Origin of the sequence: Halogranum rubrum, assembly GCF_900114455.1 — an archaeon.
GTDB lineage: Archaea > Halobacteriota > Halobacteria > Halobacteriales > Haloferacaceae > Halogranum > Halogranum rubrum.
On record NZ_FOTC01000003.1, the window covers coordinates 226,646 to 250,965 of the forward strand.

Here is a 24,320-nt window from a genome sequence, read left to right on the forward strand (position 1 = left end):
TGGTTTTTTGAGACGAGAGCGGGAGAGACCGGTATGGACCAAATCGCGTTCGGAACGGACGGCTGGCGCGCGACGCTCGACACCTTCACCGACGACCGAGTCCGCATCGTCGGACAGGCCGTCGCCGACTATCTGACCGAAGAAGGACACGACGAACCGGTCGTCGTCGGCTACGACGCCCGCGAGACGTCGGAGGGGTTCGCCGAGAGCCTCGCCGAAGTGATGGCCGGCAACGGCTTCGACGTGATTCTCCCCGAGAGCGACTGTCCGACGCCCGTCACGGCGTGGGCTATCGTCAACCGTGGCTGTGCGGGCGCGCTCATGGTCACGGCGTCGCACAATCCGCCGGAGTACAACGGCGTGAAGTTCATCCCCGAAGACGGCGCGCCGGCGCTTCCCGGCGTGACAGAGCGAATCGAAGCGAACCTCCGCGAACCGGAGTTCCTCCCCGAAGCGGAACAGGGAACCATCGAACGCGTCGACCTCGTCGCCGACCACGCCGACCACGCCCGTGACCTCGTGAAGGCGAACCTCTCGGACCTCACCGTCGTCTACGACGCAATGCACGGGAGCGGCCGTGGTGTGACGGACGAACTGCTCGAATCCGCGGGTGCGGAGGTCATCACGCTCCGCACCGACCGCGACCCGACCTTCGGCGGTTCCTCGCCCGAACCGAGCGCCGAGAACCTGCAAGAACTGATTCAGGCGGTCCGCGAACACGACGCCGACTTCGGTGTCGCCAACGACGGCGACGCCGACCGACTCGCCCTCGTCACGCCCGAACGCGGCTTCCTCGACGAGAACCTCTTCTTCGCCGCCATCTACGACTACCTGCTCGAAACCGACTCCGGGCCGGCGGTCCGGACCGTCTCGACGACGTTCCTCATCGACCGCATCGCCGAAGCACACGACGAAGAGGTGTTCGAGACACCGGTCGGCTTCAAGTGGGTCGCTCAAGGGATGGGCGAACACGATGCGCTCATGGGTGGCGAGGAGTCCGGCGGGTTCTCCATCCGCGGGCACATCCGCGAGAAAGACGGCGTCCTGATGTCGCTCGTCGCCGGTGCGGCCGCGAGCGAGAAGTCCATCGACAGCCGTGTCGACCGCCTGCTGGCCGAACACGGCGACATCGTCGCCGACAAGATTAGTTTGGAGTGTCCCGACGACAAGAAGTCCCAGGTGCTGTCGGACCTCGAAAGCGAGATTCCCGACGAAGTCGCCGGCCGCGAGGTGGCGAAAGTCGTCACGCTCGACGGGTTCAAACTCCTCTTAGACGACGGGTCGTGGCTCCTCGTCCGTCCGTCGGGAACGGAACCGGCCATGCGCGTCTACGCCGAAGCAGGAAGCGAAGAGAAGGTGGAGACACTGCTCGCAGACGGCCGCGAACTCGTCAGTGCGTTCCTCTGAGGGGTAATTCGGTAATTCCTAATTCCCTCAGTGTCCCGGCGGCGGTCGGTGTGCACGCATACTCCGCAGACCGACGACGACGGCGACGAGCGCGACGACACCGAGAATCAAGAACTCGACACCCGGGAGCGCCCCCTGTTCGAGCCACGTGAAGGCGTCGTCGACGACGAAGAGAGCGACGAGCACGACGACGAGGAGCCACCCGAGTACGCCGAGTCCGTACTTGGCGTTCATGACATCTACTCGGCCGTCGGAGGATAAATCTCTGTGGGCTACTCCTTCGAAGCACGTCGAACGCCCCACAATCGACCGTCTCGCTGCTCGATGTCGAATCCGAGCGACGCGTAGAACGGTCGTACTCCTTCGTCGAAGTCGACCGTGAGCGCACCGTCGACGGCCGCCGACGCTGCATCGACGAGCGCCCGCCCGATACCGCGCCCGCGACGCTCCTTCTGCACGGCGATGGCGTCGACGTGAGAGCCGTCGAGGACGAGCGCACCGACGACTCGGCGCTCTCTCTCACTCTCGGCGACGAACACCGCCCCGTCGTCGATGCGGTCTCCGACGACGCTCGCCTCGGCTTCGAGGACGGCCGCGTCCAGCAGACGCATGACGGCGACGAGTTCGTCTGTAGTGGCCGGACGAACCGACATCACCGACTCTCAGAACCGTCGGGCGACGACGCTGACCCACCCTTGATGAGACGAAGCACCTTCACGTGGTCCGTCTCGACTCGTTGGTCTTCGGGGACGGGGCGGCCGTCGACGAGAACAGAGACCTCGTGCGGGCTGAGGTCGACAGCGGCCAAGAGGTCGGCGTAGGTCCCCTCAGAACCGACAGAAACCTCGTGGCGCTCCTCGCCGACGACTTCGACAGTGACGTCCATAGCCCTGCTCTGTTCCGAGTGCGTTTCAGCGTTACCGTCTCCTCTTCGCTGCCTCTCGGGGAGTTTATCAGGCGACCCGCACCTACAACGGGTATGAGCGAGGCCGAGGATTCGTCGCCGGGCCGAGAGATTTGGATCGAGAAGTACCGACCGCAGACGCTCGACGACGTGTACGGACAGGAAGATATCGTCGACCGACTGGAGAGCTACATCGCCCAACACGACCTCCCACATCTCCTCTTTGCGGGACCGGCCGGTATCGGCAAGACGACGTGTGCGACGGCCATCGCCCGCGAAGTCTACGGCGACGACTGGCGCGGCAACTTCCTCGAACTGAACGCCTCCGACGAGCGCGGAATCGACGTCGTCCGCGACCGTATCAAGAACTTCGCACGTGCCTCCTTCGGCGGCCACGATTACCGAATCATCTTCCTCGACGAGGCTGACTCCCTCACGTCGGACGCCCAATCCGCCCTGCGCCGGACGATGGAGCAGTTCTCGGACAACACCCGTTTCATCCTCTCGTGTAACTACTCCTCGAAGATCATCGACCCCATCCAGTCGCGGTGTGCGGTGTTCCGCTTCGCCCCGCTCTCGGACGACGCGGTGGCCGGACAGATTCGGAAGATAGCCGACCGTGAAGGCATCGAGATGACCGACGAGGGACTCGACGCACTGGTCTACGCCGCCGACGGCGACATGCGTCGCGCCATCAACTCCCTACAGGCCGCCGCGACGACGGGTGACGTCGTCGACGAGGAGGCCGTCTACCTGATTACGAGCACCGCTCGTCCCGAGGAGATAGAGTCGATGGTCACCGCGGCCATCGAGGGCGACTTCGCCCAGGCACGCTCGAAACTCGACACACTCCTCACGGACACCGGGATGGCCGGCGGTGACATCATCGACCAACTCCACCGCGGTGCGTGGGATTTCGGACTCGACCAGCGCGCGACGGTGCGCCTGATGGAACGCATCGGCGAGGCCGACTACCGAATCACCGAAGGCGCGAACGAGCAGGTGCAGTTAGAGGCGATGTTGGCATCGCTGGCGCTGGACGAGTAGACGACAGACCGATTTTCGGTCGTCAGTCGTATTCGGACCAACAGCCACATCACGGAGACGAGAGAGAACTGACTCGTGTCTACGCCCTCCAACCCCTCCTGGCGCTACGGCGTCTACGTGTTCCCGCTCGTCCCACTCTTGTCGGCCACCTCGTACGTCGGGTCGAGAGCGATGTTCTCGACGATGGACGACGAACTGTGGAGGTTTCTCGCTGGGTTCGTCTTGAGTGTCCTCGGTCAGTGGCTCGCAGTCGTCTTCGCGGTGGTCGTTCTGGCAGCGGTCGTCCTCGACGCTCGCGCGCTCGCAACGCGGGGAGCATGGACACCGAACACGTTCGTATACGGGTTCGCTGGACTCGTACACCTCTTCGGGGCCGTCCTCTGGATGGCGTACCTACTCTCGGTTCCGGCACTCGGCTACTACGTCTATCGGCGACGACGACACTTCGGCTAAGTAGCCGCGAAAATCGAGCCTACGAGGTCAGATTTCGGGTTCGATGTAGACGATTTTGACCCGGTTGTCGGCCTGTTGGAGTTTCGTCTCGATTTGGTCGATGTCTTCGTCCAACTCCTCGGTGTCCAGTTCCGACGTGAAACTGACGTCCGCAGTGACGAGCACCTTCCCCGGCCCGATGAACATCGTCCGGAAGGCGTCGACGTGGGCGACGCCGCTGTGGTCGCCGACGATACCGCGGAGGCGGTTCTCGACTTCCGATTCCATACTCTCACCGAGCAGGAGGCGTTTGTTCTCCCACGCCAGCGCGAGGGCGAACCCCATGAGCATCAGACCGATGAGAAGCGCAGCGGCGGCGTCGTACACGGGATTCCCGGTGAACTCCGTGAGTAAGATGCCGACGAGTGCGATTCCGGCACCGCCGAGTGCGATTGTGTCTTCGGTGAACGCCGTAAGCGTCGTCACGTCGCTGGTCTTCTTGAACGCCTCCGGAATGCCCGACCAGCCGTACTCCGAAATCTGTCGCTGGAGTTCGGCGTTCGCCTTCACGAGGGCGTACGTCTCGAAAGCGATGGCCCCGAGGAGGACGACGACACTGACGTACCACGGCGGGAACGGACCGATACCGAGGACCGTCACCGGGTCGAGGTTCGCCGTGTGGGGGTGCATGATGGCGTTGTAGCCGTGTTTCGCCGACTCCCAGCCCGCGATACCGAATAGGAGCACCGAGACGAGGAAGCTGTAGAAGAACTGTGCCTTACCGTAGCCGAAGGGGTGTCCTCGGTCGGGGTCCTTCCCGCTGTACCGGATTCCGACGAGGAGAAACACCTGGTTGCCCGTATCGGAGATAGAGTGATAGACCTCTGACAGCATGGACGGACTGCCGGTCAGGAGGAAGGCGAAGAACTTCAAGACCGCAATCGCCCCGTTGGCGATGAGTGCGGCGATGACGACCGATTTACTGCCTGCCATACGGTTTTGCTCACGAGGCGACGGGTTAACGGTTGTGACCGCCTCCGAAATCGACCCGACGACGGCAGGTTTCAGTAACCCCAGGGTCTAGAGACGGCATGCTCACAGTCGTCTCCGACACGCACAGCACCGAAGGACACCGACTCACCGGACGCACGCTCGACGCCGTTCGCGACGCCGACGTCGTCGTCCACGTCGGTGACTTCATGACCGAAGCGGTGTTGGACGCCTTCGTCGACGAAGCCGACACCCTCCGCGCCGTCTACGGCAACAACGACGACGCCGGAATCCGCAGTCGACTGCCCGAATCTCGAACCGTCGAGTACGGCGGCATCCGATTCGCCGTCACCCACACTCGTCGTGGCGGGTCGACGGCACTGACCCTGTTCGGTCGCGAACGCGACGCCGACGCAGTCATCTTCGGCCACAGCCACCGGCCGACGTTCGACGCGACGGGGCCACTCACGCTCCTCAACCCCGGAAGCCACGCCCAACCCCGCGGCAATCGGATGGCACACGCCGAACTGGAGGAGATTGAGGGCGGTCTCCGTGGGCGACTCTGTACACCCGACGGTGAGGTGTTCGAGACGTTCACTATCGAGAAGCGAAAGTAGGAGGCTAGAAAGGTAGGAGGGCGGAAGGGTGGAGGGCGTCGAGACGTCGGGATTCGTCTCGACAGTCGGCAGGCGTCGGACGTGTGGAGGACCGAACGTAGCGGGGAGCGAACGAGGCGTCGGAGTGGTCGGCGTTTCGGGGGCAGTCTGCACGGGGCGTGACGAGCGAACGCGCGACCTCGCTAGTGGTGAGGGCCGAAGCGGACGGACCCACTCTCTGCTATGCTGTGCGGTATCAAATACACTCGGTAGGCTCAAAGAGCCGTTTCACCTACCGGCCGAGAGCACGGCGAGACCCACCACCAGCACCGCCAGCCCACCGAGGAAGAACAGGAGACCGGGTGACGCAACTAGGGTGTCCAGCACCGTCGGGTCCGCGGCACCGACTGCCGTCTCCGTCGCCGTCCACGTCGTCTCGGCGTCTGGTGTCGGCGTCGACGCCACCCCGTCTGCGGCACTGGCTGTCGCCTCTGTCGCGTCCGCTATCGGTGTCGACGTCGCTTCGGCCTGCGTCGGCACGGCCGTCTGTGTCGACGCACCGGCGTCGCCCGCAGCGGTCGTCGTGTCGGAGACGGTGCCGTTCCCACTCTCGTAGTCCACGCCGAAGTCCGTCGTCTCCGACGCACCCGAGCCACCGCTCTCGCCGCCGTCCGTCGGAGCCCAACTGCCGCCGTTGCCGCCATCGGCACGTCCACCAGAACTGCCCGCCCCGGCCGTAAACAGCCGTGACGTCGGCCCGCCGAGAACGCGGTCCACGACGAGGCTGGCGACACCGAGGATACCGACGCCGCCGAGGAGGCGGCGGAGCGTCGCCCGCAACCCCGTCGTATCCTCTTCGCGACCAGCGACGACGACGAGTGCCCGGTCGGCGGGGACGTACACCTTCATCTCGCGGCCTTTCTCGGAGTAGACCGTATCTCCGACTTCGATGAGTCCGGCGTCTTCGAGACGTTCGAGGTGGTACTGTGTGTTCTGCAGCGAGGAGTCGATACGGTTCGCGAGCGCCGACGGCGAGGCGGGATCCTCGTGGAGTTCTGTGAGGATACGGCGAGCGGTCCGCGAGGAGAGCGCCGACAGGAGGTCGTCTGCGACGTCGCTGTCGAGACCGATGACTCGCGGGTCGTCGCTGCCGGGACCCGACGCATCGGACGTGGAGGGCAGAAAACCGGCCATCGTCCGGAATTTCCAGCGCGAAGCCATCAGTGTTCCCCTCACGCCGAAACGGCTTTGGAGCGTCCGACGGAAGGTTCCCGTATGTCTTCGTTCGTGCTCCAAGGGGCCGTGGACTTTCTGGTCCAGAACCCCATCTTCACCGGTCTCTTGATAGTCATGTTGCTGTTCGTCTTCTTCTCATATCTATTCGTCAGACGGACGCTGACGGGACTCCGTGAGGGCTACGACCAGGGACGGCGTGGAAACTGACGTGGCTGTGAGTTGGATGCCCTCCACCTGCAGACGACGTACTGATACCGTGAGAGCGCGGGGTGACTGCTGATGGTCGACGTCGTCACACTCGGCACCTTCGGTGTCGCCGCTCTCGCCAGTCTCTTCATGGCGTGGGCCATCGGCGCTGGCTCCTCGGGGTCGACGCCGTTCGCCCCCGCCGTGGGCGCGAACGCCATCTCTGTCATGCGCGCGGGGTTCATCGTCGGTCTCCTCGGCTTCCTCGGGGCTGTCCTACAGGGACAGAACGTCAGTAACGCAATCGGGACGGAACTCATCGTCGGCCAGTCGCTGACGGCGATGGCCGCCGTCATCGGTCTTCTCACTGCCGCCGGTCTCGTCGCCATCGGCGTCTTCACGGGTTACCCTATCGCGACGGCGTTCACCGTCACCGGTGCGATTGTCGGCGTCGGACTGGCGCTCGGCGGTGACCCCGCGTGGGCGAAGTACCAGCAAATCGTCACCCTGTGGGTACTCGTTCCCTTCGTCGGTGGTGGCATCGCCTACGCGACGGCGCGCGCCCTCCGGAGCGAGCGTGTCGCAGAGCGGGTCGCCATCCCGATTCTCGGCGGTATCGTCGGCGCACTCGTCGCCACGATTCAGTTTGCCCTCCTCGGCGGCCCCGACGGCCCGCGCTCCATCGCACAGGTCGTCGGTGCGGAACTGCCGCTTCCGGTCGTCGGCGGTGTCGACGCTGGACCCGTCGTAGCGACGCTCCTCCTCGGTTGTCTGGCTGGCGGGGCACTCGCCTACGATATGAGTCGAGGCGAGGCCCAGAGCCAACGGCGGTTCCTGCTCGCACTCGGAGGACTCGTCGCCTTCTCCGCCGGCGGCAGTCAGGTCGGTCTCGCCATCGGCCCACTCGTCCCCCTGCTCGACGAGGTGACGGTGCCGCTCATCGCGCTCCTCGTCGGCGGCGGCGTCGGTCTCCTCGCGGGGTCGTGGACGGGTGCACCGCGGATGATCAAGGCGCTCGCACAGGACTACTCCTCGCTCGGTCCGAGACGCTCTATCGCGGCGCTCATCCCGTCGTTCGCCATCGCACAGGCGGCCGTCGCACTCGGCGTCCCCGTCTCGTTCAACGAGATTATCGTCTCGGCCATCGTCGGCAGCGGGTACGCCGCCGGGGGCGCAGGCGTGAGTCGACAGAAGATGCTCTACACGGTACTCGCGTGGATTGGGTCGCTGGCACTGGCGCTCGGCGTGAGCTACGGGCTATTCGTTGGCGTCACGGCACTCATCTGACCGGGACCCGGCGACGCCCACTCCGGGGGAGACGGTGGACGTCGTCTCGGGGGTATCCGCGCGTTTGAGAGAGAGAACGACGATAGAGCCGCGAGGCTCGTTGTCCTCGATGTGAATCGACCCGCCGTACCGTACGACCAGCCACCGGACGAGCCAGAGTCCGATACCGGTGCTGTGTTCGAGTGGCGTCTCTCGGCCCCTGTCGAGTACGGCCTGTTCGTGCGGTGGTATCCCCGGCCCGTCGTCGGCGATTCGGAGTTCGACGCCGTCGTCGCCGACAGTCGAAGTGATTTCGATGTGACAAGATCCGTCGGTGTGTTCGACGGCGTTCTCGACGAGTTCGAGGACGACGAAGTCGAGTCCGTCGTCACAGAGGACAGACACCGTCTCCGGAAGGTCCGTCGTGATGGTCGTGTCCGGGAACCGGTCGTGGCAGATGGCGACCGTTCGTTCGATCACAGGAACGGCGTCCATCTCGCTCGGGCGAATCTGCCGGTCGAGGAGTGTGCCGAGTCGCCGACTCTTCTCACCACGGTTGAGAAGCGACGTGCTCTTCGAGTGGGCACGTCGCAGATACTCTCGTTGCGTGGAGTCGTCGAGCGTCTCGTCGAGGAGTTCGAGGTAGCCGAGGACGACGTTCAAGTCGTTGCGGAGGTTGTGCCGGAGTAGCCGGTTTTGCACCTCCAGTCGTTGTTCGCGCGTCTTCCGTTCGGTGATGTCGTGAAGCGTGATGAGGTGGCCGACGTGACGACCACCGGTCGTACTGAGTGGAGACCGCTGGAGTTCGTAGTACCGCCACTTGTGGTCGACGAACGTCTCTAACTCACTGGTCGAGGTGTCAGTTTCGACGAGTTCGACACACACTGCCGACACGTCTTCGAGCGGCCGTCCGGTGGCGTCGGCACGAGAGAAGCCGAAAATCGTCGTCGCCGTGCTGTTCAAGTCGATGATGCGGTTCCGAACGTCGAGGACGATTGCGCCGTCGGCCATGTCCTCGATAGCGACGTCGCGGGCGAGTTCCCACGCCACGGGCACGAGGTCGAGAAACCGGTAGTAGTGGATGGCGACGAGGAACAGGACACCAGTAGCCGCGAGCGCCACGGGCGTCGGGTCTAAACTCGAGAGCGGAAGCCAATCGAGCAGATGGAGCGCGTTCGCGACCCACGGGAGAAACGTGGCGACGATGAGAATCGCCGTCTGTCCGCGGTAGAGCGTCCGTGCTCGGATGAACGACCAGCCGATACTGAGCGTTCCGACGAGTATGAGGGTGTACGAGTAGACTGCGTGAAGCCAGAACCCGGGACCGTTGACGTCGCCGGGGGCGCCGAACTCACCGGTCGGCGTCCTCGCCGTCCAAAACACGTGGTGGACGTCATTCGTCAAGACGAGGACGAGTGAAATCGTCGGGACGAGCGCTAACCCGACGAGCCATCGACGGGAGAGAAACCGCGTGTGGCCACTGTACGCCATGGTGAACGCGAACCACGCGTACGGGAGTGCGATGACGGGAACGTACTTCAGCGTGTGCCAACGCAGCACCTGCGTCGGGTCCGTGCTGCTGACTTGCAGTGCGTAGATGATTGACCACAGAAAGACGGAGACCATCACGGCAGCGAACCAGTTGGAACCGGAGATCTCTCGGTGGCGACGGGCGACGACGACGAGTCCGGCAGCGACGAGTGCGGTGAGAAGCAGTACAGCCACTGTCGCGATGACGTATGGCATCTGCATCACCTCGACAGTCACTCGTCGGAACAGGGGAGAGATACTAGAAATTTATCTCCGATTTATATAATATTACATGACTTTCGTACAATCATTGACAAAATTGGCGAGTTGTCTCGGTGCGAGACGGACGAACGAGGTCGCCTGCAGTGAGAAACGCACGGCTGTGCGTCGTCTCCGACGCCGACGGCCCTGTCCGGGTCGTCACGTCGTCGAACTGGACTGGCAACCCCATTCCGAGGAAGAAGTCCGGGTGGTCTTGGACGTGAACGTGGAGATGCGGTTCCGTCGAGTTGCCGGAGTGACCGCAGCGGCCGACCTGCTGGCCGCGTTCGACACGGTCACCGGCGGCGACGAGCACGCTCTCACACTGGAGGTGTGCAAGCAGACTGTACTCACCGCCGTCGTGTTCGATAGCGACCCAGTTACCACGGATGTCGCGCTGGGTCGGGTCCAACCACCCACCGGCCCGGTGGTAGTCGCGGTGGCCATCGTTCGTTGCGACGACGACGCCGTCGGCGGGCGCGAGAACCGGTTCGCCGTAACAGTAGTAGTCCTCTGGCGACGTTCCGTCGCCGGTGTGTGTCCGACCTTCGTCGTCGGTAATCACGAAGTCGTAGGCGTACCGCTGCGTCAGAACGCCCCACGAGTGAGAGTGTTCGCGTTCGTAGCTTCCGTTGACGACGGTCCACTCACCCTCGAACGGGAGGTGAAACGACGTCGACTGGACGTACCGGTCGGGGGTGGGGAGGCGGCCACGGTAGCGAGCGAGAATCGGGAGATGTCCCAGTAGCTGACGGATTCCCTGCAGTTGGACGTACGGGTTGAGTTGCTGGTACGCCAGCGAGAGATAGAACGGTCGACTGGACCGATTTCCCATCTCGACCCACGCTGTCGGGTCGTCGGCGTCGTCCGACGTGACTGACGTGAGAAGCGGCCAGAAACCGAACAGGAAGAACAGGACGAACGGCTGAAGCGACTCGAAGGCGTCGAAGAGGTAGCCCGGAACCGAGATGAACCCGAGTAAAGAGAGTTGTGTCGGGTCGGGGAGGCGATGACGGAGGCGGTCACCAGACGACGGGTCGTCGCGGGAGTCGGCCGAGTCGGCAGACGAGCGTGTCTCGGACATAAGAGAGAGAGGGAGCGCCACGAAGGTCAAGCTTTGTCGAACGTCGTTTCTATACGAAGACTGTCAGTTCGGCCGCGACGACTCGATGCGCGTCGAGACGACGTGGGCCGTCTCGTCCAGCGAGACGACGAGCGTCTCGTCGGCCAGTTCGACGGTGAGTTCGACACGGGCGAGTCCGTCCCCCCGTTCGGTCTCGTCACCGCGGGCAGCGACGTCGGTCAGTTCGACTGCCGCATGGGGGTGGACGAAGGAGAGTTCCCAGAGCCACCGGTCACGGGGTGCGGTTCCGTGTCGGTGGTAGAAGGCGTCGACGGCAGCGTGCCCGAGAACCGCGAAACCGACGGGGCCGACGACCCGCGCCCCGCAGGTGTCACAGGTGGCGGTGAATCGCAGCGAGGCCGTCTCGTCGCCGAGTCCCTCGATTCGCGTCGTCGCCGCACTCCAACAACTCGGACACGACCCGGCGAGCAGCAACTCGACGACGTGCGAGAGGTGGAGTCGCGCGACGTCGACGAGTTCGGTCAGTTCGGCGTCTGCGGCGGCGTTCGGCGGGAGACTCCACACGAACAACGGGTGGTCGCGCCGACAGGTGACGGAGAGAACGCCCTCGGCGTAGCGGGCGACGACGTCCGCCGCACAGAGCGGACAGTCGCTGTCGAGTGGTGTCGGGCCGAGCGTGACGTCCCGGGTGTACGTCCCGGCGACCATCGCGGCCACGGCCGCGTGACCCGCCTCGGTGAGTCGGTAACCCGCGTCCGTCTTCTCGACGAACGTGCCGAGCAGTCGCTTCAGATGATAGAGGAACTGGCCGGGGTCGTCGACGCCGACGCGACGGCGAAGCGTCGAGAAGGCGAGTACCGGGTCGTCGGGAGACGTCCGGAACTCGGACGCGAGGACGCGAATCGTCTCGACGCGAATCGGGTCGCTCAGCGCGGCGAAGGCGTCGACGGGGTCCATCTCGGGTGACCCAGACGACTCGTGAGACTCCTCGCAGTCGTCGGTGTCCGCAGAATCAGAAGCATCGGCAGTATCGTCGACGTCGGTGGGTGGCGGAGTCACGGTCTGTTCTCGGGAGGTGACCAGCAGAACGTAGCCGGTCGTTCAGTTCTCGTTTTCGACTTCCGCTTCGGTGTCCTCGTCGTCGTCGTCGAGTTCTTCGACCTCTTGTTTGGTGATTCGAGCCTTCATGATGCGCGTGTTGTCGACCTGTTCGATACGGATGACGACGTTGTCGTAGGCCACCTCCTCGCCTTCTTCGACGAGTCGGCCGACGCGGTTGAAGATGAACCCGGCGAGCGTCTCGAACTCTTCTCCCTCTGGCAAGTCGAGTTCGAGCATCTCGTTGACCTCGTCGATGTTGACTTCGCCACGGACGAGCGTGGTGTCGTCGTCGACGACTTCGAACGGTTCCTCTTCGTCGCCTTCGAGGATGTCGCCGACGATCTCCTCGACCATATCTTCGAGGGTGACGAGACCCTCCGTCGTCCCGAACTCGTCGATGACGACGACCATCTGCATCCGGTTGTCCTGAATCTCGGCCAGCAGTTCGTCGATGTTCTTCGACTCGGGAACGTGCAGCGTCGGTTGGACGGTGTCGACGAGCGTCCCTTCGCCCTCGCCGTAGTACTTCTGGCGGACGAGGTCACGGACGTTGACGATGCCGATGATGTTGTCGAGATTGCCGTCGTAGACGGGGATGCGCTCGTGGTCCGACTGGACACACGTCTCGATTGCCTCGTCGATGGTGGCGTCCTTCGGGACGGCGGTCATGTCGAGACGCGGCGTCATGACCTCTTTGGCGATGGTGGAGTTGAACCGGAAGATGCGCTGGAGCATCTCGCGCTCTTCCTCCTCGATGACGCCCTCGCGTTCGCCGGTCTGAATCATGTCCTGAATCTCGTCGCGGGTGACGTAGGACGTCTCGATGGCCGACCGACCGCCGGTCACCTTGTTGATGACGCGCGTGAGGTAGTCGAAGACGACGACGAGCGGCAGGAGGACGTACTCCGAGAGCTTCAGCGGTCGGGCGATACGGAGCGCCCACGACTCGGTGTTCTCGACGGCGTAGGACTTCGGCGCGCTCTCACCGAAGAGCAAGACCAACGTGGTGATGCCCAGCGTCGAGATGAGCACCGACTGACCGGGAGAGAAGTCGAGCACCGCGAGTAACCCCGTCGCGAGCGCCGACATCGCGATGTTGACGATGTTGTTGCCGACGAGGATGGTCACAAGCAGGCGGTGCGGGTCCTTCTTCAGGTCTGCGACGGCCGCCGCACCGGGAACCCCGTCGTTGACGAGCGAGTCGACGCGGTGCTTGGCGAGGGAGAACATCGCAATCTCCGACGAGGAGAAGAACGCCGAGAGAGCAGTCAGGACGACGATAGCGGTGATACCCGCGATGGTTATCGACGTGTCGTCGGTCGGCAACGCGCGAAGCAGTTGCGCGACAAGCCCGGTGACGGCGAGAGGAGTAACTGGCAGCGGCAAACCCATGTAACACATCACTTTGACGGGGCCGAGGATTAAGAGTTACCCTCCGAGAGTCTGACGGGGAACCCGACACGGATGCCCGCGAGCGAAGGGCTTAGGCGGGAAACAGCCCAATGTCTCTCTATGTCGACCGACCAGCCACCCATCACGCTCTACCGACTGCAGGCGTGCCCGTACTGTGAGCGCGTCGTTCGGAAACTACAGGAGTACGACCTCGACTATCAGTCGCGGTTCGTCGAGCCGATGCACTCGGACCGTAACGTCGTCAAGCGCATCAGCGGGAAACGAAGCGTCCCGGCCATCGTCGACGAGAACACCGGCGTGACGATGTCCGAGTCGGGGAACATCGTCGACTACCTGGACAAGACGTACGGGGGTGCCGCCTGATGGTCGACTTCGACACCGACGAGCGAAGCTCGTCGAGCCCGCGGCGCGCTTCGCTTCCCGCGGACGTCGTCGAACTAGACGAAGCCGACCACGAAGGGGTGACGTTCTGATGGTCGACTTCGACGTCGTCGAACTGGAGGAGGCGGACCACGTCGAGGTCGGTGAACAGGCACCTGACTTCGTCCGACCGCTCGTCAACGACGAGTACTGGCAGAACACTTCGCTCTCGGAACTCACCGACGACGGACCCGTCTTGCTCGTCTTCCACCCGATGGACGGTGCGTTCCCTTCGACGTACATCTGGAACGAACTCCGTGACCGCGAACTCGGCGAGCAGCTCACCGTCGTCGGCTGTTCTATCTCCGACCCCTACGCACACAAGCGGTTCATCGGCGAGCGCGGGATGGACTACCGACTCTTCTCGGACCCCAGTGCCAAAGTCGCTCGCGAGTACGGTATCGACCACGAACTCGACGGGATGGCCGGCATCCGCGAACCGCGGCCCGCGGTGTTCCTCCTCGACGAGGAGCGAACCGTCCAGTACGCGTGGGTCGCAAGCCAGTGGCCGGAGTTCCCGGATTACGACGAAATCGAGTCGGCAGTCGAGTCGCACACGTAACGCCAGTGCGTTCGGCGAGTTTCAGCAGCTTTTCTACCACGCGCCGTCGAGAGGCGACCAGTTATGCGAGCGGACCTCAGCGCGGCCGCCGACGCCGTCGCACGCGGCGAGGCGGTCGTCTATCCGACGGAGACGGTGTACGGACTCGGCGCGGACGCACTCGACGCCGACGCGGTCGAAGGCGTCTTCGAGCTGAAGGGGCGGAGCCTCGACAACCCGCTCTCGCTCGGCGTCCCCGACGTCGACACCGCACTCCGGTACACAGCGCCGACACCGACCGAAGAGGCGTTCATGCGCGAGTTCCTGCCGGGACCCGTCACCGTGGTCGTCGAACGACGTACGATGGTTCCGGACGTCCTGACGTCGGGGAAGTCCCGCGTCGGCATCCGTATCCCCGACCACGACGTCGCACTCGAACTCCTCGGAGAGACTGGTCCACTGACTGCGACGAGCGCTAACGTCAGCGGGTCGCCGAGCGTCACGCGACTCGAAGACCTCGACGAGCGAATCCGCACGGGCGCTGGCGCCGTCGTCGATGGCGGCGAGACGCCCGGAACCGAGAGCACCGTCGTCGACCCCGGGGCAGGCGTTATCCACCGTCGGGGTGCACGGGCCGACGACATCGAGGCGTGGCTGTCCGACCAGTAACTCACAACCCGAGGAGCGACCGCAACGACCGCGTCTTGACGCCGCACTGACTGCGATACTCGCAGGCGTCACACTTGTCACTCCCGCGGAGTCGCGGCGGTGGGCCGTCCATGCTGCGAACCGTTCGGAGCGCCGTGCGGTACGCCGCCTTCTTCCGCGTCGTCAGGTGGACCGTCCGAACGACGCCGTAGGTCGGATACTCCACGAGCACACGCGGAATCTCGCGCTCACGTTCCCACGCCAGCGCCTTCGCCGCCGCGACGGCTTTCACCGCCTGAGGTTCCCACACACCTCGGTCGGGGGGTTCGCCGGGCGAGACGAGGACTGGCGTCGGCGGCGTCACCTCGTTCGACTCGTTCCAATCGTTCGACTCGCTCCCCGAGAGTAGTTTCTGGACGATGCCGCGACAGTCCTTTCCGGTCAAGAGCACGTCGCGGTCGGCCGGGTCACAGAGCGCGTCGAACTCGTCTCGGGCGGCGAGTCTGTCGAGTGCCGCCCGATAACTGTCCGGCGCGACGGCGACGGGACTGTCTCGGAGCACGTCGTCGGATGCGTCTCTGAGTGTTCGGTATTTGAAGGCGAGCGCACGACGCTCTCCGACGTCGGCCGGTGGTCCTCGGTCGTCGTCACGACGGGCGTAGTAGAGTTGTCGCGGGCAGTAGGTCGCCCGAGCGAGGTCGCTGAACGCGACGCGCGTGGAGGGGGACACGAGGAGGAGTGGTTACGGACTGCTACTTGAACGTCCGGGCGACGATGGGTCACGGGCCGCGGGAGACGCGTCGCTCACGAGGTGAGCGCCGAAAAATGTCGACTTAGAACGAGACGTCGGTCTCGATGTCTTCTGTCGCGTCGCGGAGGCCGTCCTCGCGAGCGTTCTGTGCCATTCGGTTCGTGAGCGCGGAGTCGGTCAGCAGTTCCTCGAACTCGTCGCGGAACCGGTCGTTCGCGCGAGTGGATTCGAGGTCAGCCTCCACGACTTCGCTGTAGTGAGCCACGTCGGACTCGTCGGCACCGAGTTCGCTCGCTCGCTCGTCGAGCGGTGTCTCGTCGACGTGGAGCGCGCGCAGTTTCGCTAGTTCGAACGGTGCATTACGGTCCGTCTCGCGCACGAGGTGGAGGTCCATCCGCGCGTTGAACACCGTCTCTTGGTCGACGCCGATGGTGTCGGCGATGTCGGCGTCCGACTTGCTCTCGTGGAACTGCTCGACGACCGTCTGGAGGGTGTCGTCTTCGAGTCCCGACACGAACGTGTACTTCTCACGCATCGTGCCGATGAGTTCGGCGACGCGTGCGTCGGTCTGTTCGTTGGTTCCTGTGAGTGACCCCCGAGTCTCCTCTTGACTCTCGGTCACCGTGTCTGAACCCGTGGTGTCGATGAAGATGTCACGTAGCTCAGCGGTCTTCTCGTCCATAGGTACAGATTACACTGCGGGGTCGTACAAAAGGCTGTTCCCAAAATAGTTGGGGGCACTGGACGATGTTCTGTCAACCGAAGCGTTCAAACTGGTTTACGAGAGAGGAGGGGTATGGCAACTTCGAACGACTCCGTCGAACTCGTCGGCGACGAAGCCGTCGTGAACCTCGCTCGCGCGGTGCTCTTCGCCGCGCTCATGGGTGCGTTCGCCTTCGTCTCGTTCCCGAACCCGCTTTCGCCCGCGCCCATCACCCTGCAGGTACTCGGCGTCTTCCTCGCGGGCATCATGCTCGGCCCAGTGTGGGGTCCAGCCGCGATGCTCCTCTATCTGGTCGCCGGTGCCGTCGGCGCACCCGTCTTCGCGGGTGGGGCCTCGGGACTCGGCGTTCTCCTCGCAGAACCGACGCTCGGCTATCTCTGGTCGTACCCCGTCGCCGCCGCCGCCGTCGGCCTCGGCGTCCACGGCGGGTCGCTCGGTGACTACCGCGACACCAGCGTCCCCGTGCTCGTCGCGGCGATGGTGGTCGGGACGGTCATCATCTACGCGCTCGGTATCGCCGGGTTGATGGCTGTGTTGGGACTCGGCTTCGTCGAAGCGTTCACGGCCGGTGCCGCCGTGTTCCTCCCGGCCGAAGCGTTCAAAATCGCCGCCGCCGTCGGCATCGTCCGCTCCGACGCCATCGCGGCGACGTAAGGAACAGCGATGATAGAGACACGAGAACTGACCCACCGCTACGGCGACACCGTCGCTGTCGACGACGTCTCGCTCACGGTTCCCGACGGCGAGTTTCTCGTCCTCGTCGGAGCCAACGGCTCCGGCAAGACGACGCTCGTCCGCCAGTTCAACGGGCTACTCGACCCCGACGAAGGAGAGGTGCTCGTAAACGGCACACCAGTCTCCGAGAACCTCGTCGCCGCCCGAACGGCCGTCGGGATGGTGTTTCAGGACCCGCGGGACCAACTCGTCGCGTCGACCATCGGTGGCGACGTGGCGTTCGGCCCGGAGAATCTCGGCCTCTCACGCGAAGAGATAGACCGCCGCGTCTCGGAGGCACTGGCTGCCGTCAACCTCGACGGCCGAGAAGACGAGAGCGTCCACGAACTGTCGGGCGGGGAGCGCGAACGGGTCGCCATCGCCGGCGTGTTGGCGATGGACCCCGACCATCTCGTCCTCGACGAACCCTTCACCGGCCTCGACGAACCTGCCCGACGCTCGGTGCTCGGACGACTTCGCGCCCTCCACGCCGAGGGGACGGGTATCGTCGTCGTCACCCACGACCTGCGCGACGTGCTCGGACTCGCCGACCGAGTCGTCGCGATGGCCGACGGACGCGTCGTCGTCGACAGCGACCCGGAGACGGCGCTGGCGGAGTTAGGGGGTCTGAACGTCCGCGTCCCCGACACCGTAGCCGTCGGCGACGACGGCGACAGCGGCTTCGACTCGCAGACCGCCAGAACAGACCGATACTGACGATCACATGCTGACCTACACACCCGGTGACTCACTCGCACATCGTCTCGACCCCCGGACGAAGCTCTTGCTCCAGATTACCTTCGTCGCCGCCGCCGTCGCCCACACGACGCCACGAGGACTGGCGATACTCACTGGCCTCACGGCGCTCTTTCTCGCGGCGGGTCGCGTCTCCCCGCAGTCGGCGCTCTGGGAGTTCCGGTACGCGCTACCGCTTCTCGCCGCCGGTCCACTCGTCTCGGGGTTGACGTTCGGCGCGCCGTGGTTCGTCGTGAACGAGGCCGTCGAGACGGCGCTGGCGAGTTACCGCGTCGTTCTCGCACTGCTCGTCAGCGCAGTCTACGTCCGGACGACGTCGCCGCGGGAGTCGCGGACGGCCATCCAGCGGACGGTTCCGGGGAAGCCCGGACAGTTCCTCGGGATGGGTGTCGCCCTCGTCTTTCGGTTTCTTCCGGTCTTGCAGTCGGACCTCGCGCGGGTTCGCGAAGCGATGGCCGCCCGTCTCGGCGACGAACGACCGGTAATCGAGCGGATGCAACTCGTGGCGACGGCGGGGTTGAATCGGGCGTTCCGTCGGGCCGACACCCTCGCACTCGCGTTGCAGGCGCGGTGTCTCGCGTGGAACCCGACGCTGCCCGAACTTCGGTTCTCCCGACTCGACGCTCCGGCGATTGTGCTGTCGGCAGTTCTTGCTGTCAGCGCGGTGGTCTGAACTCCGTGCCAGCGGGGAGTTCAGTCGCCTGTTGAACCACTATGGGTAACAAGATTTAACCGTCCACTATCCGGGTGATTGAGTATGACATTCCTGCAATCAACCGTTACGCGGGAAACGTTCTGGACCATCGGTCCGGTCGGCAAAGCCGCGTTCTACTTCCTCGCGGCCGCCGCCGTCCTCGTCTTCCTCTACGGCGTCTACGAACGGTTCGCTCGACTGACCAAAGGAACCGACGACTGGTTCGAGCGACTCGACGACTTCGGCACTCGTGTCACCTCGTCGGCGAAGATCGTGCTCTCGAACGAGAAGCAGTTCGACCGTGATCTGTACGGCGGCATCATGCACTCGTTCATCCTCTGGGGTTTTCTCACGCTCCTCATCGGGACGACTATCCTCGCCATCGACATCGACGGCTACCGACTTCTCACTTCGATTCTGACCGGCGAAGAGCAGTCGTTCTTCGTCGGCGACTTCTATCTCTCGTACTCGTTCGTGATGGACGCGATGGGCTTTCTCTTCGTCGTCGGTGTCGGCATGGCAATCTACCGCCGGTACGTCGTCCACAACCACCGACTGTGGGGTAAACACACCTCGCTGGAGGACGACGCGTTCATCTGGACGCTCTTCCTGCTCGGCGTCGGTGGCTACGTCATCGAGGCGTTCCGCATCGTCGGCACCGAGTTCCCCGACTTCGAGACGGTGAGTTTCGTCGGCTACTTCGTCGCCCTCGTCTTCGACGCCGCCGGAATGACGGCCGGACAGGCCGAGACGCTCTACTGGTGGGGCTGGTGGTCACACGCCCTGCTCGCGCTCGGATTCGTCGCACTCGTCCCCTACGCCAAGCCGTTCCACATGATTTCGTCGTTCGCCAACGTCGTCACCCGCGACGAGAAAGCGGGCAAGCGCCTTCCCGGTGTTCCGGCCGACCTCGCGCCCGACGACATCGGCTACACCTCCGCCGACGACTTCTCGTGGAAACAGATGCTCGACATGGATGCCTGTACGAAATGTGGCCGGTGTTCGGCCGTCTGTCCGGCGAAGGCAAGCGGTCGAAACCTCGACCCGCGAGACGTCATCCTCGACTTGAAACAGTATCGCGACGACCTCGACGCCGGCCGAACGGAGTCCGTCGACATCGTCGCCGACGGCGGTTCTTCGGTGATTGCCTCCGAGTCGATGGAGTCGTGTATGGCCTGCATGGCCTGCATGGACGCCTGCCCGGTCGAAATCGAGCACTTGAGCCACTTCACCGAGATGAACCGGCGGCTAACCGAGACGGGGCAGATGCAGGAGTCGGTTCAGGAGACGATGATGAACGTGTTCCAGAACGGCAACACGTTCGGCGAACCCGAGCGCAAGCGCGGCAACTGGACCGACGAACTCGACTTCGAGGTGCCGGACGCCCGCGAGGAAGACGTCGAGTTCCTCTGGTACGTCGGCGACTACCCCTCCTACGACGAACGGAACCAGCGCGTCGCCCGCGCGATGGCGCGGCTGTTCCACGAGTCGGGCGTCTCTTACGGCATCCTCTACGAGGACGAGAAACACGACGGTAACGACGTCCGGCGCGTGGGTGAGGAAGGCCTCTACGAGATGCTCGTCGAGGACAACGTCGCCGCCTTCGACGACTGCGAGTTCGAGAAAATCGTCTGTACCGACCCACACTCGTACAACACGTTCATGAACGAGTATCCGGAGATGGTCGACGGCTTCGACTACCCGATCTACCACTACACGCAAGTCGTCGAGTCGCTCGTCGACTCGGGTCGTCTAGGTCTCGACGGCACCGAACTCGACTACAGCGTCACCTACCACGACCCGTGTCACCTCGGGCGGTACAACGGCGAGTACGAGGCCCCACGGGCGGTCATCCGCGCGACGGGCGTGACGCTCTCGGAGATGCCGCGCAACCGCAAGAACTCGTTCTGTTGCGGCGGCGGTGGCGGCGGCCTCTGGATGGACCTCGAAGAGGAGTCGAAACCGAGCGAAGAACGACTCCGCGAGGCACTGGAGGACACCGACGCCGGGTCGGCAGTCGAGAAGTTCGTCGTCGCCTGTCCGATGTGCGGGACGATGTACGAAGACGGTCGGAAGACGGGGAACTTCGAGGACGACATCGACATCGTCGACATCAGCGAACTCATCGTCGAAGCGCTCGACGCGAAAGCGGCCCGGTCGGGTGCAGTGAGTACGGACGAGTTCGGCGGCGGACCGGCGACGGCCGACGACTGAGTCGGGACGTCGCTGTCGCTGGGAGTCGAGCCAAAAATCGAAGCGTCGAGAGTCGAAGAATCGACGAGTCGACAAAACCGACGGCCGAATCGACTTAGTTGTCGTCGTACTCTTTCTTGAACCCGCGGAACTCCGTGCGGTGGGCTTCCTCGTCTGCGAGGTTGCCGACGGCCAGGTCCTCGGTTACTGGGTCGCCTGCTTCTTCGGCCGCGTCGATGATAGCGCGGTAGGTTTCAATGGCGTCTTCCTCGGCGTCGAGGACACCGTTGATGACCGAGAGGACGTCCGTAGAGTCCTCCGGCGGCTGGAGGCTGTCCTGGTTCGCCTGGAACTCGGCCGAACCCGGCGGACGCTCGTCGAGTTGCTTCAGACGCTGGCCGATCATCTGCGCGTGGTTGAGTTCCTCCTGAATGTCCGCCTGCAGTGACTCCTTGATCTCCTCGGCGTGGATACCGTCGAGGATGATGGAGTTCGTCATGTAGTTCATCACCGTCTCGATTTCGTCACCGTACGCCTTCTTCAGCAGGTCGGTAACTTCCTGAGAGGTCATTGCACCCTCAACTTACCTCGCCACGGACAAGAAGGTACTCGCCGGAGCAAAATACGGTGGTCGTCGAGGGCCGAAGCGCATCACGGAAACCGTCTCACTGAGCGGACTCCCGTCTCTCTTCAGCAGCCGTCTTGGACACCGCTGTCGGCGGGCGGTGTCTGTCGAAACGAGACCTCGGCCGTACCCGAGAGTCCGTGGTCGCCGCTCTCGTCTCTGTCCCACCGGAGTTCGCCCGTCGTCGACTCGTCGGAGAACCCGGTTTCTCGCAGACGGAACCAGAGCACGAGGTCGTCGACACCGTCGCCGTCCACGTCGCGGACGCGACACGCTCGGACTGCCTCGGCACCGCCGCCGTCTGCGACGACTTCGGGTGCGCCGAATCGATAGCTCGACGCTTCGCTCGTCGCGTCGACGTCGTCGACGTTGGTCACTGCCACGCGGACGAATCCGCGGTCCGGATGCGGAAGCGGTCGACTGTCGACGAAGGGCGCGACGTCGACGTCCAGTTCGGCGGGGAAGTGTGCGACCGCAGTCCCCGAAAGCGTCGACAGCGTGCCACCGGCCGTGATAAGGCCGAAGAGGCCGGTCAGCACAGTTCGTCGGTCGGTCCGTCTCGTCGGTGAGTGTCGAGTTCGGGTCACCACATAATCCGAATACTGGGCGGAACAAAGGCCATCTGGCGCACTCCTCGAAAACGATTCTCGAAAACAGCTTAGCGACTCGCGTCGACGTCGATGGCGTCGACAGGGCAGACGTCGACACAGAGCATACAGTCGATACACTGGTCTTCGTGCGTCGGTTCGACCTTCTGCTCGCTCTCGGGGTGGCCGGGCGTGTCGACCCACGTGAACACGTCGACCGGACAGTTCTCCAGACAGACCCCGTCTGCGAGACAGATGTCGTAGTCGACGGCGACGTGCGTGCCGTGGATGCCCAGTTGCTCCGGCGGGTCGACCGGCCCCCACACGGCGACATCGTCGCCAAACGCAGTTTGGCTGGCAGACGAGCGAAGCTCGTCCAGCTTCTCCTCGCCGACTTTCTCGCGGTTCTGGTCGAAGTTCGGGTCGATAGCCATTGGGAACGCTGCACGCGACAGGCGGTAAAAAGAATCGAAAGCGGGCGGCGAGATAGACGGCCGACCGGCGAGTAGCGACCGGGTGAGTGACGTGAACACACGCTGCAGATGGGGTTTTTGGCCTGGCGGCACCAACGCTGGGTATGAGCAGACGAGTGTCGGAGACAGCGACACAGACGGGCAGAGAGAAATCGGCACGGCCGCGAATCGTCTACGACGACGACTGCGGGTTCTGTACGTGGTCTGCGGCGTTCGCGGACCGTCACGGCGACTTCGACTTGATGGGGTTCTCCGAGTTGACGAAAGCCGAGAAAGTTCGGCTACCGGCCGACTACGAGCGCTGTGTCCACCTCTTCGCCGACGGCGAGGTGTACTCCTGTGGCGAGGCGACAGAGCAGGTGCTCGCACGACTCGACCCGAACGCACGCCAACTGTTCGGCGCGCTCCGCGGGCTTCCGGGCTACGCCGTGACGAGAGAGAAAGCGTACCGCTGGGCGGCCGACCGACGGGCGTGGTGGGGGAAGATCGTCCGGCGTGAGTCGCTGTGAATCGGGCGACGTCTCGATAACTAGGAATCTGCGAAAATTCTACTCGAACGCTGCAATCCCAGTCAGATCCTGCCCCAACACCAACGTATGGATGTCGTGGGTGCCCTCGTAGGTGTAGACGGTCTCCATGTTCGAGAGATGTCGCATCGGCGGGTAGTCGACGGTGATGCCGTTGCCGCCGAGTATCTCGCGGGCGACACGGGCCTGGTCGCGGGCCATCCGGACGTTGTTGCGTTTTGCCATCGACACCTGCTGCGGGCGCAGGTCACCCCGTTCTTTCAACTCGGCGAGGCGGTACGCCAGCAGTTGTGCGGTCGTAATCTGCGTCGCCATCTCCGCGAGTTTCTCCTGTTGTAGCTGGAACCGTGCGATTGGGCCGCCGAACTGCTCGCGGTCCGTCGCGTACTCGCGGGCCGTCTCGAAGCAGTTGCGGGCAGCACCGACGGCACCCCACGCGATGCCGAATCTGGCCTGCGTGAGACACGAGAGCGGTCCCTTCATCCCCTCGACACCCGGCAGGACGTTCTCTTCTGGCACGCGAACGTCGTTGAGGCCAATCTCACCCGTTATGGAGGCGCGAAGCGAGAGTTTCTCGTGAATCTCGTTCGTGGAGACGCCGTCGCGGTCCGTCTCGACGAGGAAACCGCGCACTGGTGTCTCCTCGGCCGACGTGTCGTGCGCCCAGACGACGGCAACGTCGGCGATAGGGGAGTTCGTAATCCACGTCTTCGACCCGTTGAGCACGTACTCGTCGCCGTCGCGCTCCGCACGGGTCTCCATCGACGACGGATCGGAGCCGTGTTCCGGTTCCGTGAGACCGAAACAGCCGACTGCCTCGCCAGCGCCGAGTTTCGGGAGCCACTCGTCTTTCTGGTCGTCGCTGCCGAAGGCGTGGATGGGGTACATCACGAGCGCACCCTGCACGCTCGCCATCGAGCGCAGACCGCTGTCGCAGGCCTCCAACTCCTGCATCAGGAGTCCGTACGCCGTCTCGCTGACGTCGGGGAGACCGTAGCCGTCGAGGTTCGGCGCGTAGAACCCCAACTCCCCCATCTTCGGGATGAGGTCGGTCGGGAACGTCCCCTCCAGATAGTGCTCGCCGATGTCGGGGCGAACCTCCTCCTCGACGAAATCGCGGGCCGTATCTCGAATCATCCGCTCTTCTGCGTCGAGGTCGGCCTCTAATTCTACGTAATCGAGCATGAACGACTCTCGGCGCGGTTCGGTCAAAA

Annotated in this window: 29 protein-coding genes; 14 read left to right on the top strand and 15 right to left on the bottom strand. The window is 64.1% G+C overall.

Annotation, left to right across the window (positions count from 1 at the left end; all coding sequences use genetic code 11):
- The first annotated feature begins 33 nt into the window (after window positions 1-33).
- On the top strand, window positions 34-1,407 hold the full coding sequence (locus BM083_RS15085; protein ID WP_089870268.1) for a phosphoglucomutase/phosphomannomutase family protein: 1,374 nt from the start codon (window positions 34-36) through the stop codon (window positions 1,405-1,407).
- Between the two features lie 27 nt (window positions 1,408-1,434).
- Here the strand turns inward: BM083_RS15085 and BM083_RS15090 are convergent, their stop codons facing one another.
- From BM083_RS15090 to samp2, 3 genes are read right to left on the bottom strand one after another with little or no spacing between them, the layout of a single operon-like run.
- The gene (locus BM083_RS15090) at window positions 1,435-1,641 is read right to left on the bottom strand and encodes a hypothetical protein (RefSeq protein WP_089870269.1); all 207 of its coding nucleotides are present in this window, start codon (window positions 1,639-1,641) and stop codon (window positions 1,435-1,437) included.
- Between the two features lie 38 nt (window positions 1,642-1,679).
- Complete coding sequence (locus BM083_RS15095) at window positions 1,680-2,060, bottom strand: GNAT family N-acetyltransferase (protein ID WP_089870270.1); 381 nt, start codon at window positions 2,058-2,060, stop codon at window positions 1,680-1,682.
- Window positions 2,060-2,293: a ubiquitin-like small modifier protein SAMP2 gene (samp2, locus tag BM083_RS15100; protein WP_089870271.1), complete on the bottom strand. Its 234-nt coding sequence runs from the start codon at window positions 2,291-2,293 to the stop codon at window positions 2,060-2,062. The genes BM083_RS15095 and samp2 overlap by 1 nt, the downstream gene beginning before the upstream one ends.
- Window positions 2,294-2,386: 93 nt before the next feature.
- Between samp2 and BM083_RS15105 the strand changes: the two genes are divergently transcribed.
- On the top strand, window positions 2,387-3,358 hold the full coding sequence (locus tag BM083_RS15105) for a replication factor C small subunit (RefSeq protein WP_089870272.1): 972 nt from the start codon (window positions 2,387-2,389) through the stop codon (window positions 3,356-3,358).
- A 75-nt stretch (window positions 3,359-3,433) separates the two neighbouring features.
- The gene (locus tag BM083_RS15110; protein ID WP_089870273.1) at window positions 3,434-3,811 is read left to right on the top strand and encodes a hypothetical protein; all 378 of its coding nucleotides are present in this window, start codon (window positions 3,434-3,436) and stop codon (window positions 3,809-3,811) included.
- Between the two features lie 27 nt (window positions 3,812-3,838).
- On the opposite strand, the gene BM083_RS15115 is transcribed toward BM083_RS15110, so the two are convergent.
- Window positions 3,839-4,783, bottom strand: coding sequence for a cation diffusion facilitator family transporter (locus tag BM083_RS15115; protein ID WP_089870274.1), 945 nt, complete (start codon window positions 4,781-4,783; stop codon window positions 3,839-3,841).
- A gap of 98 nt (window positions 4,784-4,881) precedes the next feature.
- On the opposite strand from BM083_RS15115, the gene BM083_RS15120 reads away from it, so the two are divergent.
- Complete coding sequence (locus BM083_RS15120) at window positions 4,882-5,397, top strand: metallophosphoesterase (RefSeq protein WP_089870275.1); 516 nt, start codon at window positions 4,882-4,884, stop codon at window positions 5,395-5,397.
- A gap of 267 nt (window positions 5,398-5,664) precedes the next feature.
- Here BM083_RS15120 and BM083_RS15125 read toward each other — a convergent pair whose 3' ends face one another.
- The gene (locus BM083_RS15125; RefSeq protein WP_089870276.1) at window positions 5,665-6,570 is read right to left on the bottom strand and encodes an ArsR/SmtB family transcription factor; all 906 of its coding nucleotides are present in this window, start codon (window positions 6,568-6,570) and stop codon (window positions 5,665-5,667) included.
- An 81-nt stretch (window positions 6,571-6,651) separates the two neighbouring features.
- Between BM083_RS15125 and BM083_RS23400 the strand changes: the two genes are divergently transcribed.
- Together BM083_RS23400 and BM083_RS15130 are read left to right on the top strand one after the other, a co-directional pair.
- Window positions 6,652-6,819: a DUF7859 family protein gene (locus BM083_RS23400; protein ID WP_177197657.1), complete on the top strand. Its 168-nt coding sequence runs from the start codon at window positions 6,652-6,654 to the stop codon at window positions 6,817-6,819.
- Window positions 6,820-6,891: 72 nt separating this feature from the next.
- Complete coding sequence (locus BM083_RS15130; RefSeq protein WP_089870277.1) at window positions 6,892-8,085, top strand: inorganic phosphate transporter; 1,194 nt, start codon at window positions 6,892-6,894, stop codon at window positions 8,083-8,085.
- Here BM083_RS15130 and BM083_RS15135 read toward each other — a convergent pair.
- From BM083_RS15135 to BM083_RS15150, 4 genes are all read right to left on the bottom strand, one after another.
- Entirely contained in the window at window positions 8,056-9,810 is a 1,755-nt protein-coding gene (locus tag BM083_RS15135) for a histidine kinase N-terminal 7TM domain-containing protein (RefSeq protein WP_177197658.1), read from the bottom strand. The two genes, BM083_RS15130 and BM083_RS15135, sit on opposite strands and share 30 nt — an antisense overlap.
- 91 nt (window positions 9,811-9,901) lie before the next feature.
- A complete protein-coding gene (locus tag BM083_RS15140; protein ID WP_245756904.1) occupies window positions 9,902-10,939 on the bottom strand; it encodes a M23 family metallopeptidase in 1,038 nt (345 codons plus the stop codon).
- 63 nt (window positions 10,940-11,002) lie between these two features.
- Entirely contained in the window at window positions 11,003-11,998 is a 996-nt protein-coding gene (locus BM083_RS15145; RefSeq protein WP_218148971.1) for a DUF7351 domain-containing protein, read from the bottom strand.
- Window positions 11,999-12,040: 42 nt separating this feature from the next.
- The gene (locus tag BM083_RS15150) at window positions 12,041-13,432 is read right to left on the bottom strand and encodes a hemolysin family protein (RefSeq protein ID WP_089870280.1); all 1,392 of its coding nucleotides are present in this window, start codon (window positions 13,430-13,432) and stop codon (window positions 12,041-12,043) included.
- 120 nt (window positions 13,433-13,552) lie between these two features.
- Between BM083_RS15150 and BM083_RS15155 the strand changes: the two genes are divergently transcribed.
- The 3 genes from BM083_RS15155 to BM083_RS15165 all read left to right on the top strand — a co-directional run bounded on the left by BM083_RS15155 (window position 13,553) and on the right by BM083_RS15165 (window position 15,083).
- Window positions 13,553-13,816: a glutathione S-transferase N-terminal domain-containing protein gene (locus tag BM083_RS15155; RefSeq protein ID WP_009366883.1), complete on the top strand. Its 264-nt coding sequence runs from the start codon at window positions 13,553-13,555 to the stop codon at window positions 13,814-13,816.
- 109 nt (window positions 13,817-13,925) lie between these two features.
- Window positions 13,926-14,435 carry a redoxin domain-containing protein gene (locus BM083_RS15160; protein WP_089870281.1) on the top strand — a complete coding sequence of 170 codons (510 nt, stop codon included), beginning with the start codon at window positions 13,926-13,928 and terminating at the stop codon, window positions 14,433-14,435.
- A gap of 63 nt (window positions 14,436-14,498) precedes the next feature.
- A complete protein-coding gene (locus BM083_RS15165) occupies window positions 14,499-15,083 on the top strand; it encodes an L-threonylcarbamoyladenylate synthase (protein WP_089870282.1) in 585 nt (194 codons plus the stop codon).
- 1 nt (window position 15,084) lies between these two features.
- On the opposite strand, the gene BM083_RS15170 is transcribed toward BM083_RS15165, so the two are convergent.
- Both BM083_RS15170 and BM083_RS15175 read right to left on the bottom strand, forming a co-directional pair.
- Window positions 15,085-15,792 (bottom strand): CRISPR-associated protein Cas4, encoded by a 708-nt coding sequence (locus tag BM083_RS15170; protein ID WP_089870283.1) that lies wholly within the window; start codon window positions 15,790-15,792, stop codon window positions 15,085-15,087.
- A gap of 103 nt (window positions 15,793-15,895) precedes the next feature.
- The gene (locus BM083_RS15175) at window positions 15,896-16,495 is read right to left on the bottom strand and encodes a conditioned medium-induced protein 4 (protein WP_089870284.1); all 600 of its coding nucleotides are present in this window, start codon (window positions 16,493-16,495) and stop codon (window positions 15,896-15,898) included.
- A 114-nt stretch (window positions 16,496-16,609) separates the two neighbouring features.
- Here BM083_RS15175 and BM083_RS15180 point away from each other — a divergent pair, with 114 nt between their 5' ends.
- From BM083_RS15180 to BM083_RS15195, 4 genes are all read left to right on the top strand, one after another.
- Window positions 16,610-17,191 carry a biotin transporter BioY gene (locus BM083_RS15180; RefSeq protein ID WP_089870285.1) on the top strand — a complete coding sequence of 194 codons (582 nt, stop codon included), beginning with the start codon at window positions 16,610-16,612 and terminating at the stop codon, window positions 17,189-17,191.
- Between the two features lie 9 nt (window positions 17,192-17,200).
- Window positions 17,201-17,968, top strand: coding sequence for an energy-coupling factor ABC transporter ATP-binding protein (locus BM083_RS15185; protein ID WP_089870286.1), 768 nt, complete (start codon window positions 17,201-17,203; stop codon window positions 17,966-17,968).
- 7 nt (window positions 17,969-17,975) lie between these two features.
- Window positions 17,976-18,680, top strand: coding sequence for an energy-coupling factor transporter transmembrane component T family protein (locus BM083_RS15190; RefSeq protein WP_089870287.1), 705 nt, complete (start codon window positions 17,976-17,978; stop codon window positions 18,678-18,680).
- Window positions 18,681-18,764: 84 nt separating this feature from the next.
- Entirely contained in the window at window positions 18,765-20,915 is a 2,151-nt protein-coding gene (locus BM083_RS15195) for a heterodisulfide reductase-related iron-sulfur binding cluster (protein WP_089870288.1), read from the top strand.
- Window positions 20,916-21,009: 94 nt separating this feature from the next.
- Here the strand turns inward: BM083_RS15195 and BM083_RS15200 are convergent, their stop codons facing one another.
- The 3 genes from BM083_RS15200 to BM083_RS15210 form a co-directional block, all read right to left on the bottom strand.
- Window positions 21,010-21,465, bottom strand: coding sequence for a ferritin-like domain-containing protein (locus BM083_RS15200; RefSeq protein WP_009366892.1), 456 nt, complete (start codon window positions 21,463-21,465; stop codon window positions 21,010-21,012).
- A 119-nt stretch (window positions 21,466-21,584) separates the two neighbouring features.
- Complete coding sequence (locus BM083_RS15205) at window positions 21,585-22,058, bottom strand: hypothetical protein (RefSeq protein ID WP_143085744.1); 474 nt, start codon at window positions 22,056-22,058, stop codon at window positions 21,585-21,587.
- Window positions 22,059-22,177: 119 nt separating this feature from the next.
- Window positions 22,178-22,540: a 4Fe-4S dicluster domain-containing protein gene (locus tag BM083_RS15210; RefSeq protein ID WP_089870290.1), complete on the bottom strand. Its 363-nt coding sequence runs from the start codon at window positions 22,538-22,540 to the stop codon at window positions 22,178-22,180.
- A gap of 143 nt (window positions 22,541-22,683) precedes the next feature.
- Between BM083_RS15210 and BM083_RS15215 the strand changes: the two genes are divergently transcribed.
- Window positions 22,684-23,088, top strand: a complete 405-nt coding sequence (locus BM083_RS15215; RefSeq protein ID WP_089870291.1) for a thiol-disulfide oxidoreductase DCC family protein — start codon at window positions 22,684-22,686, stop codon at window positions 23,086-23,088.
- Window positions 23,089-23,127: 39 nt separating this feature from the next.
- On the opposite strand, the gene BM083_RS15220 is transcribed toward BM083_RS15215, so the two are convergent.
- A complete protein-coding gene (locus BM083_RS15220) occupies window positions 23,128-24,291 on the bottom strand; it encodes an acyl-CoA dehydrogenase family protein (RefSeq protein WP_089870292.1) in 1,164 nt (387 codons plus the stop codon).
- Window positions 24,292-24,320: the final 29 nt, after the last annotated feature.